Origin of the sequence: Lactobacillus ultunensis DSM 16047, from assembly GCF_001436305.1 — a bacterium.
GTDB classification, from domain to species: domain Bacteria; phylum Bacillota; class Bacilli; order Lactobacillales; family Lactobacillaceae; genus Lactobacillus; species Lactobacillus ultunensis.
This window is the reverse complement of the sequence record NZ_AZFO01000051.1, coordinates 1-10,379: the sequence shown is the minus strand read 5'-3', so window position 1 is coordinate 10,379 and position 10,379 is coordinate 1. Positions and strand designations below refer to the sequence as shown.

The window sequence follows — 10,379 nt, the reverse complement described above, 5'->3', positions numbered from 1 at the left end:
CGATTTAACTAGCACCACGCGTATACGTAAGCATTAGGATCAGTTTCCCAGCCTTTGGCTTTGTAAGTCCAGCCGATAACTTGACCACCTTCGGTGTTCTCAGCACGAGGAACAGCTTTGCCCCACTTGTAGTTAGGGTAAACAGCGTAGTGTGGTAAGGCACCAAGGTTGTCCAACATGATTTGGTCACGCAATTTAATCCGGCAGAGGTTAAGTACGGCATCTTGCATAGATTGGTAAACAAAGGTACCTTCACCAGTGTGTTCACGTTGGAGAAGGGCAGCTAAGATACCAATAGTTAAGTGCATCCCTGAGTTAGAGTCACCTAAAGCAGCAGCTGATTGAGTAGGAACATTGTCTTCACCCTTGTTCCAACCAGTAGCAGAAGCAGCACCACCAGCAGATTGAGCAACTGGTTCAAAAGCCTTAACGTTTTCAAAACGTGAGCCTTCGTTGAATCCCTTTAATGAAGCATAAATCAGCTTTGGATTCAACTTGTGAACAGTTTCCCAGCCAAAGCCGTTACGTTCAGCAGAACCTGGGGCAATGTTTTCTACGAAGACATCGGCTTTCTTAAGTAAGTCGTACATAATCTTCTTGCCTTCGTCGGTCTTGATGTTTAAAGTCAAAGACTTCTTGTTAGCATTTAATTGTAAGTAGTAAAGACTCCATGAATCTTGGATATCAAGTAATTCGTTTCTAGTAGGGTCACCGGTGTTAGTACGTTCAATCTTGATAACTTCAGCACCGAGCCATGCTAAAAGTTGAGTACATGATGGACCAGACTGTACTTGAGTCCAGTCAACAACTTTAATACCTTTTAAAGGTGCGTATTTATTTTCTTCAGTCATTATTTATTTTCCTTTGCTTCAAGAGCAGATAAGTCCAACTTTGGATTTAAGTTGCCAATGTGACCAGATTCCTTACCCATTGATGCTGGAATTTGTGCATCAATAATAGTTGGGTTGCCTGACTTGTAGGCTTTTTCAAGGGCATCTTTCATTTCAGCGTAGTTGTTTACGCGGTAGCTGTCGCCACCAAATGCTTTAGAAATATCACCGTAGTGAGCATCGTGGCTCAAAACAGTAGGACCTAATTGATCTGGGACAACGTTAACATCACCGTTGTAGATACCACCGTTGTTAACGATGACAACAGTTACAGGTAAGTGATAACGGCAAATAGTTTCCATTTCCATACCATCGAAACCAAAGGCAGAGTCACCTTCAAGGGCAATAACTGGCTTGCCAGTTTCAACAGCTGTAGCGATAGCGTAACCGAGACCAACACCCATAACGCCCCAAGTACCAGTATCAAGACGGTGACGAGGCTTTTGCATACCGATTAAGTTACGGCCAATATCCAAAGTGTTGGCACCTTCACTTACGATGTAGGTATCTGGGTGCTTTTGCATTAAATCATTAATAGGTTCAATAGCACTGTAGTAACCTAAAGTTGGCTTTGCTTCTGAAGCAGAAATTCTAGCAGAGAACTTATCATTGTTCTTCTTAGAATCTTGAGCGATTAAGTCAAGCCAGTCTTGTGGAGCCTTAATGCCGGCTTCTTCAATAGCTGGAACTAACTTTTGCAATACGGACTTGATGTCACCTTGTAATGGAGCATCAATCTTTCTGTTTGAGTCAAATTCAGTTGCGTCAATTTCCACTTGAATGAACTTAGCATCTTCACGGAATAATGGAGCTTCACCATTTGAAAGCATCCAGTTAAGACGAGCACCGATCAAGAGAACAACGTCAGCTTGACCTAATGAAAGTGAGCGAGCTGAAGCAGCTGAGGATGGAGAATCGTCAGGAACGACACCCTTAGCCATTGACATTGGTAAGAATGGGATCTTAGTCTTATCAACTAATTCTCTAATTTCATCTTCACCACGACCATAAGCTGCACCTTTACCAAGCAAGATAACAGGGTGCTTAGCATTCTTCAATAATTCAACTGCGCGGTCAATGGCATCGTCTGATGGCAATTGCTTAGGAGCAGCGTCAACAACTTTGTAAATGTTGGCATCTGATTTTTGAGCAACAGTATCAGTAACAGTAGCAGCAGGAAGGTCTAAGTAGACACCGCCTGGACGACCACTAACTGCAGTTCTAACAGCACGAGCAACAGCTAAGCCCATGTCTTGAGCACGGTCAACACGATATGCGGCCTTACAGAAAGGCTTAGCAACGTTGTATTGATCGATACCTTCATAGTCTCCACGATCAAGATCGATAACATGACGATCTGAAGATCCGGAAATCATGATTAATGGGAAACAGTTCTTAGTAGCTTGAGCTAGGGCTGTTAAACCATTCAAAAAACCAGGAGCAGATACAGTTAAAGCTACGCCAGGTTTACCGGTAAGGAAACCTGCGGCAGCAGCTGCATTTACAGCTGAGTCTTCACGTCTAAATCCGTAAAATTTCATACCCTTTAATTCTGCTAAACGGGCAAAGTCAGTAACTGGAATACCAACAACACCATACATGTTGTTCAATCCATTTGCTTGCAAAGCATCAACCAAAAGGGATGCGCCAGTAAGTGATGTATTATCAGCCATCAAAAAACCTTCTTTCAAAATTCCCAAAATGCTTACGTTTTATGCATTTCATGATCAAGATACACCTCTTAAATTTGATATACAAGATAAATCAAACAATAAAATACGTTATTTATGAAAACTGTAAATAAAGTAAAGGATGACTTCTATATAAGTCATCCTTTATACATTTTATTATTCTATTTTTAGACTTTATTCGAAATTATCTAATTCTTCAATTGCCTTTTCCCACTCATTATTAGCAACGTCTAATTGTTTTTGGACGTCGTCTAGTTTTTCTTGAAGGGGGCCTAACTTATCAAAATTAGAGGCAATCTCTGGATTAGCCATTTCATTTTGAATTTCTTTTTCCTTTTCCTCTAATTCTTCGATTTTCTTTTCTGCTTGATCGATAGCGCGTTGGAGTTTTCTCTTTTGAGAATCACGTTGCTTTTGTTCCTGATAGGAAAGTTTTTGTTTACTTACTTCTTTGACAGGCTCAGTATTTTCATTTTCAGTTTGAGTTACTGCAGCTTGCTTTGCCTTTTCATCAAGATAGTAAGAATAATTACCATCATAAATCTTGGCATGACCATCTCGTACGGAAACAATTTTGTTAGCAAGTTGATTAATAAAGTAACGGTCGTGAGATACGAATAGCAGGGTTCCATCGAAATCTTTTAGTGCTTTTTCCAAGACTTCTTTTGCTTCAATATCTAAGTGGTTGGTTGGTTCATCCATTAATAAGAAGTTGTCATGTTCGAGTGAAAGAACTGTTAAGGTAAGACGAGCTTTTTGTCCACCAGATAATTGACCAACAATTTTATCGATATCTTTAGCTGTAAAGAGAAAACTAGCAAGAATAGAACGAACATCGCGTTCTGGCATCGTCTTGTGGCGGTCCCAAACAATATCGAGGACTGTCTTGCTAGGATCTAACCCTTGTAGTTCTTGATCATAGTAACCAATATCGAGTGAAGCACCATATTTGATTGAACCACCTTTTGGCTTAAGCTGCTTCATGATAGTTTTAAGCAGAGTAGATTTACCAATCCCATTAGGGCCAATAATAGCTACGCGATCTTCTTTATTTACTTGGAAAGAAATATCGCTAACCATTGTCTTTTCAGGATAGCCAATAGTAAGATCTTTAAAAATCAAGACTTCTTTACCAGATGGGCGTTCACTTCTAAAGTGAATCCTGACTTTGCTTTTGTGCTTAGGTGGTTTAATTCGATCAATTTTCTCTAACTTCTTACGACGACTTTGTGCTCGTTTGGTAGTAGTAGCCCGAACTAAATTCTTTTGAATAAATTCTTCGTCTTTTTTAATTTCAGCTTGTTGTTTTTCATAAGCAGCTTCCTGATCTTTATCACGTTGTTTTCGCTGCATTACGTAAGCGGAATAATTTCCTTTAAAAGGAGTTAGCTTACCAAATTGCAATTCGAAAATTTGGGTAGCTAAATGATCTAAAAAGTACTGGTCGTGGGAAACTACTAAAATAGCGCCACTGTAATTTTTCAAGAAGCCTTCCAACCAATCAAGAGTATCAAGGTCAAGGTAGTTAGTTGGTTCGTCAAGCAAAAGGAGAGCAGGTTTACGTAAAAGCAATTTAACAAAAGCTAATCTAGTCTTTTCGCCGCCAGATAGACTGCCAATCTTCTTTTGCCAAGTATCCTCAGGGAATTTAAAGCCGTTTAAAATACTCTTAATATCAGATTGATAAGTATAGCCACCTTTTTGTTCAAAATTGAATTGCTTTTGATCATATTGTTTGAGCAATTCTTGATCTTCAGGATGGTCAGCAATCTGTTCCTGCATATGGACTAGTTTTTTTCCTTCCATTATTAATGGGGTAAAAACTGATTCCATTTCGTCCCAGATGGTTTTATTTTCATCTAAAGCATTTTCCTGAGCAATGTAACCTACGTCGACACCTTTGTTAACGGTAAATTCTCCGTGGGTTGGTTCTTGCTCGCCAGTCATAATTTTTAACAGAGTGGTTTTACCAACTCCGTTAGGGCCAACTAAGCCGATTCTTGCATTTGAATCGATTGAAAATGTAACGTTTTTAAATAAAGTGTTGGCACCAAATTGTTGTTCTAAATCGTGTCCTTGTGCAATAATCATAATTTTTCACCTAATTACCATTCTATCATATGGTGCATGCTCATTGGAAAACGTGTTTTAAAAGAATATGTGAAAAAGTCTATCTTTGTGAAAAATATACTTGCACAATTGGTATAATAATAGGTATGATAGTAGTGCTTGATTGTACATTCACAAACATGAAATAGGTTCGGAGGCTTCAGATGGAAAAAATTAAAATTCCAAAGGCAACTGCAAAGAGATTACCGTTATATTACCGTTATTTGATTATTTTAAATGAAGAAGGAAAAGAAAAGGTTTCATCAACTGAATTGTCAGAAGCAGTTCAAGTTGACAGTGCCTCAATTAGAAGAGATTTTTCTTACTTCGGTGCTTTAGGTAAACGTGGTTATGGTTATGATGTTAAGAACCTGCTTACTTTCTTTAAGAAGATTCTTAATCAAGATACTTTAACCAATGTAGCCTTAATTGGTGTTGGTAACTTGGGTCGAGCATTGTTAAATTACAACTTTAAGCGTAGCAACAACATTCGTATTTCTTGTGCTTTTGATATTAATAAGAAGATTACGGGTCGTATCTTAAGTGGTGTGCCTGTTTATGATATGGATGACTTGAAACAACAGTTAAGTGATCAACAGATTTCAATTGCTATCTTAACTGTCCCTTCAACTGCAGCGCAGAGAACAACCGATGAGATGGTTGATGCTGGAGTAAAAGGAATTATGAACTTTACTCCAATCAGATTATCTGCTCCAGCCAGTGTTCGTGTACAAAATGTGGATTTAGCGACCGAATTGCAAACTTTAATCTATTTCTTGGACAGTGACAAAGAAGATTAGTGATCATAGATTTAGACGTAAAAATGACTGAGAAAGTTAATTCTCAGTCATTTTTTATGCCGTTGTAGCACTTTTAATAAGTTTAACCGGTAAAATGTAATTCTTTTCTTTTAATTCTTGATCAGGATGAGCGATTCTTTCTAGTAGTAAATTAACCAATAAAGTTGCAATGTCATTGATTGGTTGAGCAATTGTAGTTAATTCAGAATGGTAAGTTTGAATCAATTTAGTACCATCAAAACCAATTACTTTCAGTTCTTGAGGGACTTTGATTCCTAATTTCTTAGCCTCTTGGAGAACTAAAATTGCAGTTAAATCGTCGGTGCAAACAACGCCATCAGGTCCATCATTTACTAGCATGTTGTGAATTCGCATATTTTTGATATTGGTAGAATCAGAAAAGGCGACAGAGCGAATATGAGGCTGTAGATCATGCTTTTTTACCTCATCAAGATAGGCGTCTAATCGTTCATCGGTTGGATTGCCTTTTTTATGTTCATTGCCTAAAAAGTAAATTTTCTGACAATTGGCCTGAATTAAATCGTGCATTGCCAATTTAATTCCTTGATAGTTATCACAACTGACAATTGGAACATTTTCAGATAGTTTTCGGTCAAATGAAACAATGGGTAAACCTAATTGCTTGTATTCTTCAATTCCTAAGTTATGTGCACCGGCAATGATGCCGTCTACTTGATTTGCTTGAAGCATCCGTAGATATTCATGCTCTTTATCTTTATCTTGACCAGCATTACACAGAATAACTTTATAGCCCTTTTGAAATAATTTTCCTTCAATGTCTTGGATTAATTCCGCAAAAAAGGGATTGGTAATGCCAGGGAAGATGAGTCCCACTAACTTCATTTTCTTTCCCTGAAGCGAGCGGGCAAGGGAATTAGGTTGATAATTCAATTTGCGCATTGCCGCAAAGACTTTATCTTTAGTTTTTTGACTTAAATAGCCATGATTATTAATTACTCGTGAAACTGTTGTTACAGAACAACCAGCTTCTTTGGCAACATCACTTAATTTCGCTGCCATCTGTATCACCTTATTTAAAGAATTGTTTTCATTTGCCAGAGTTTGCCACTGTAATCAACTGGTTGGTCAAATGCTAATTTAGTATTAGCTTGATCTTCAAAGTAGCGTCCAGTTAAAACTGCTTCACCATCGTTAACGAAAACTTCAATTAATGAATGGTCAACGAAAATATCGAGCTTTAAGTCGCTGTTTTTGGCTAAATCAGTTTCTCTTGTTTCACCATAGTCCACGGAGACTTGGCGATCAGTCTTAGAACGGTCAAGAACCAATTTGCCGTTTTCTGTATCAAAGTTGATTTGCAAACCACCGGTAAGATCAGTATTTGCTGCTAAATGCAAATTACCTTTTTGGTTAGCTTTAATTGTAAGCTTTAATTCATATTGTTGACCAGCTTTTTCAGCAATTACTTGATCTTTGACTTCTTTTTCATCAGTATGAAGATCATTCATTGCACTTACAGGTCTTTGAATCAACTTGCCATCTTTAATTGCTAATTCCTTAACTTGACTTAAGCAGTTAGCCCAATTTTCATCATCAGTTGGGTAAGTAGTATCTGGCAAACCAACCCAACTAATTTCATAAGCCTTGCCGTCTGGTGCATTAAAGGCTTGAGTTGCATATACATCGAATCCTTTATCCAAGTTGTGTAATTTACCTGGATTGATTAGTTTATGATTTTCAAAATCAATGTCGTCAGCAATGATGTACATATCAGGGTAGATGTCTTCATATTTTGCAATCTTTTTATCCAAGCCTTGTGGACAGAAGATAACTACTACATGACCGTCAACTCTAACAATATTAGGACATTCAATCATGTAGCCCATGGGGTCTGTACCCATATCTAAGAAACCGAGTTCTTCCCAGTTCTTTAAATTTTTAGATTTCCAAACATCGATATGACCATGCTTTTCAGCCTTGTCTTGCGCTCCCAAAATTGCGTAATAAGTATCACCTTGTTTTAGAATTTGAGGGTCGCGGAAGTGTTCAGTAATATGTTCAGGATTCTTGAATAAGATAGTCTTATCTTTTACCTTGCCATCTTTATCCATCCAAGCTCCAATTTGGTAAGGAGTACGAATCCAATTTTCATCACGATGGTTACCAGTGTACATAAGGAATAGTTTGCCATCGATTTCTTTAGCAGAGCCAGAGTATGCTCCGTGAGAGTCAGCCATTGTATCAGGCTCAACAGCTAGTCCTAGGTTAATCCAATTAACTAAGTTAGTTGATTTGAAATGTACCCAAGATTTTAATCCATGAACTGCACCAAATGGATATGATTGGTAAAAGAGATGATATTCACCATTAAAATAAGAGAATCCATTTGGATCGTTGATTAAGCCTGAAATTGGATGTAAGTGATAATGCATTTGATAAGGGGAGTTAGCAGCTTGAGCTTGCAAATAAAGCAAAGTATCTGCATCCCATTTACTATAAGGTAAGTAACGTTTTTCTCTAGTCCATTCCATAATATGCCTCCATGTAAGCGGTATCTTTTAACTTTATTTTAGTAGATAACGAAAAATGTGTCAAACGTTTATCATACCGTCTATACCATTAGAATAACTTATTGATACATAAGCGTGCAAAATAAATTAAGAAATTTATGTCAAACGATTGACATATTTTTTGGATGCGTTATCATAATTAGTGAAATGAGAATAAAGCGTTTACATAGGAGGAAACAAATATGGACCATAGAAAGGTGGCGGAACGAGTAATTAAAGATGTGGGCCGCGACAATATTATCGCTGGTGCGCACTGTGCTACTCGTTTGCGTTTAGTATTAAAGGATGATTCAAAAGTTGACCAAAAAGCATTGGATAATGATCCCGATGTTAAAGGTACTTTTAAGACCAATGGTCAATATCAAGTAATTATTGGGCCAGGGGATGTTAATGATGTCTACGATGAATTCATTAAGATCACTGGTTTAAAGGAACTGTCAACTGATGACTTGAAGAAAGTGGCAGCTGAAGGTCAAAAGAAGAACCCAGTAATGGACTTCATTAAACTTTTGTCTGACATTTTCGTTCCAATCATTCCAGCCTTAGTTGCTGGTGGTTTGTTGATGGCTTTGAACAACTTCTTGACTTCACCAGGTTTGTTTGGTTCTAAGTCAGTTGTTCAAATGGCTCCAAACATTGCTGGCTTATCAGCAATGATTCAAGTTATGTCAGCCGCTCCATTTATCTTTATGCCAATCTTAGTTGGTATGTCGGCTGCCAAACGATTCGGTGCTAACCAGTTCTTAGGTGCCACAATCGGTATGATTATGACTACCCCAGGACTTCTTGGTGCAAATCACTTCTGGAACATTTTTGGTTTACAAGTTGCACAAACTAACTACCAATATCAAGTTATTCCAGTCTTAGTAGCTGTTTGGGTATTGTCAATTTTGGAAAAGTTTTTCCACAAGCACTTACCATCTGCAGTTGACTTTACCTTTACGCCACTTCTTTCAATTATGATTACTGGTTTCTTAACTTTCGTAATTATTGGACCAGTCTTCAAGGGCGTTTCAGACGCAATTACTAATGCTATTGTATGGCTTTACAACACTACTGGTGCCTTTGGTATGGGTGTCTTTGGTCTTACTTATTCAGCAATTGTTACTACTGGTCTTCACCAAAGTTTCCCAGCTGTTGAAACTCAACTTTTGGCAGCCTTTGCTAAGAATCCAGCAAGTTCTGGTGACTTTATCTTTGTTACTGCATGTATGGCCAACGTTGCACAAGGTGCCGCAACTTTTGCAGTTTACTTCTTAACTAAGAATGAAAAGATGAAGGGCTTGGCTTCATCATCAGGTGTTTCAGCACTTCTTGGTATTACTGAACCAGCATTGTTTGGTGTTAACTTGAAGTACAAGTTCCCATTCTTCTGTGCCTTAATTGGTTCAGGTGTCGCAGCTGCCTTCGCAGGTTTAATGCACGTAACTGCAGCCGCACTTGGTTCAGCAGGTTTCTTAGGATTCCTTTCAATTTATCCAAAGACTATTCCAATGTGGATTGTCTCTGTAGCAATCAGTTTCGTAGTTGCCTTCGTTCTTACTTATGTTTACGGTAAGGGCCACTTAAAGGAAGAAGTTGCTGAACAAGATGTTCCAGTAAATGACGCAACTACTGAAGCCGAAAACACTCAAAAAGCAGAAAAAGTTTCTAAAGAACAATTATCATTAAAGGATGAAGTTGTTGCTTCACCAGTTGACGGTACTCCAGAAAGCTTAACTAAGGTTAACGATCAAGTCTTTTCAGCTAAGTTAATGGGTGATGGTGCCGCTGTTGTCCCAAGTGATGGTACAATCTATGCTCCAGTAACTGGTACTGTAACCATTGCTTATGAAACTAAACACGCATATGGTATTAAGTCAGACAACGGTGCTGAAGTCTTGATTCACATCGGTCTTGACACTGTAAACCTTAAAGGTGAACACTTTGAAAGCTTTGTAAAACAAGGTCAAAGAGTTAACAAGGGCGACAAGCTTGGTTCAGTTGACTTAGATGCCATTAAGAAGGCAGGCTATGATACAACTGTAATGGTTGTGATTACTAACACTCCTAACTATGCAAATGTTCAACGCATTACTGATGCAGGTGACAAGCATGGTGATAAGCTTATTGCTTTGACCGCTCACAATTAATTATTTTCTTATCACTCCTCTAGAAATAGAAAATCAAAACAATTAGATCATAAAGAAAGACGCTCAAAAAATATTTTTGGGCGTCTTTTGAATATAGATTTTCTGCTATTACTTAAAGTAGATTAGATGGAATTGATAATAGAAACTAAGAAAATATATTATTAAGAAATAAGAAAATATATTATAATACGCGTGGTGCTAGTTA

Annotated in this window: 6 protein-coding genes and 1 pseudogene; 2 read left to right on the top strand and 5 right to left on the bottom strand. The window is 37.9% G+C overall.

All coding sequences use genetic code 11. The features are described from left to right. Window positions 1-20: 20 nt before the first annotated feature. The 3 genes and pseudogenes from FC57_RS09865 to abc-f form a co-directional block, all read right to left on the bottom strand. Window positions 21-851: pseudogene (locus tag FC57_RS09865) on the bottom strand (formyl-CoA transferase); the annotation flags it as partial. Further along, a complete protein-coding gene (gene oxc / locus FC57_RS09860) occupies window positions 851-2,563 on the bottom strand; it encodes an oxalyl-CoA decarboxylase (RefSeq protein ID WP_007126892.1) in 1,713 nt (570 codons plus the stop codon). The gene oxc and the pseudogene FC57_RS09865, both read right to left, overlap by 1 nt. A gap of 192 nt (window positions 2,564-2,755) precedes the next feature. Continuing rightward, window positions 2,756-4,672 (bottom strand): ribosomal protection-like ABC-F family protein, encoded by a 1,917-nt coding sequence (gene abc-f, locus FC57_RS09855; RefSeq protein WP_007126893.1) that lies wholly within the window; start codon window positions 4,670-4,672, stop codon window positions 2,756-2,758. A gap of 182 nt (window positions 4,673-4,854) precedes the next feature. Here abc-f and FC57_RS09850 point away from each other — a divergent pair, with 182 nt between their 5' ends. Beyond that, a complete protein-coding gene (locus tag FC57_RS09850) occupies window positions 4,855-5,490 on the top strand; it encodes a redox-sensing transcriptional repressor Rex (protein WP_007126894.1) in 636 nt (211 codons plus the stop codon). Between the two features lie 54 nt (window positions 5,491-5,544). On the opposite strand, the gene FC57_RS09845 is transcribed toward FC57_RS09850, so the two are convergent. Then, a complete protein-coding gene (locus FC57_RS09845; protein ID WP_007126895.1) occupies window positions 5,545-6,531 on the bottom strand; it encodes a LacI family DNA-binding transcriptional regulator in 987 nt (328 codons plus the stop codon). 14 nt (window positions 6,532-6,545) lie between these two features. Further along, window positions 6,546-8,003: a sucrose-6-phosphate hydrolase gene (locus FC57_RS09840; RefSeq protein WP_007126896.1), complete on the bottom strand. Its 1,458-nt coding sequence runs from the start codon at window positions 8,001-8,003 to the stop codon at window positions 6,546-6,548. A 221-nt stretch (window positions 8,004-8,224) separates the two neighbouring features. On the opposite strand from FC57_RS09840, the gene FC57_RS09835 reads away from it, so the two are divergent. Then, entirely contained in the window at window positions 8,225-10,174 is a 1,950-nt protein-coding gene (locus tag FC57_RS09835; RefSeq protein ID WP_007126897.1) for a sucrose-specific PTS transporter subunit IIBC, read from the top strand. Window positions 10,175-10,379 lie beyond the last annotated feature (205 nt).

What these genes read in the sequence shown, in the direction of transcription:
- oxc (WP_007126892.1), bottom strand. Translation starts at nt 2,563, where the DNA reads ATGGCTGATAATACATCACTTACTGGCGCATCCCTTTTGGTTGATGCT.
- abc-f (WP_007126893.1), bottom strand. Translation starts at nt 4,672, where the DNA reads ATGATTATTGCACAAGGACACGATTTAGAACAACAATTTGGTGCCAAC.
- FC57_RS09850 (WP_007126894.1), top strand. Translation starts at nt 4,855, where the DNA reads ATGGAAAAAATTAAAATTCCAAAGGCAACTGCAAAGAGATTACCGTTA.
- FC57_RS09845 (WP_007126895.1), bottom strand. Translation starts at nt 6,531, where the DNA reads ATGGCAGCGAAATTAAGTGATGTTGCCAAAGAAGCTGGTTGTTCTGTA.
- FC57_RS09840 (WP_007126896.1), bottom strand. Translation starts at nt 8,003, where the DNA reads ATGGAATGGACTAGAGAAAAACGTTACTTACCTTATAGTAAATGGGAT.
- FC57_RS09835 (WP_007126897.1), top strand. Translation starts at nt 8,225, where the DNA reads ATGGACCATAGAAAGGTGGCGGAACGAGTAATTAAAGATGTGGGCCGC.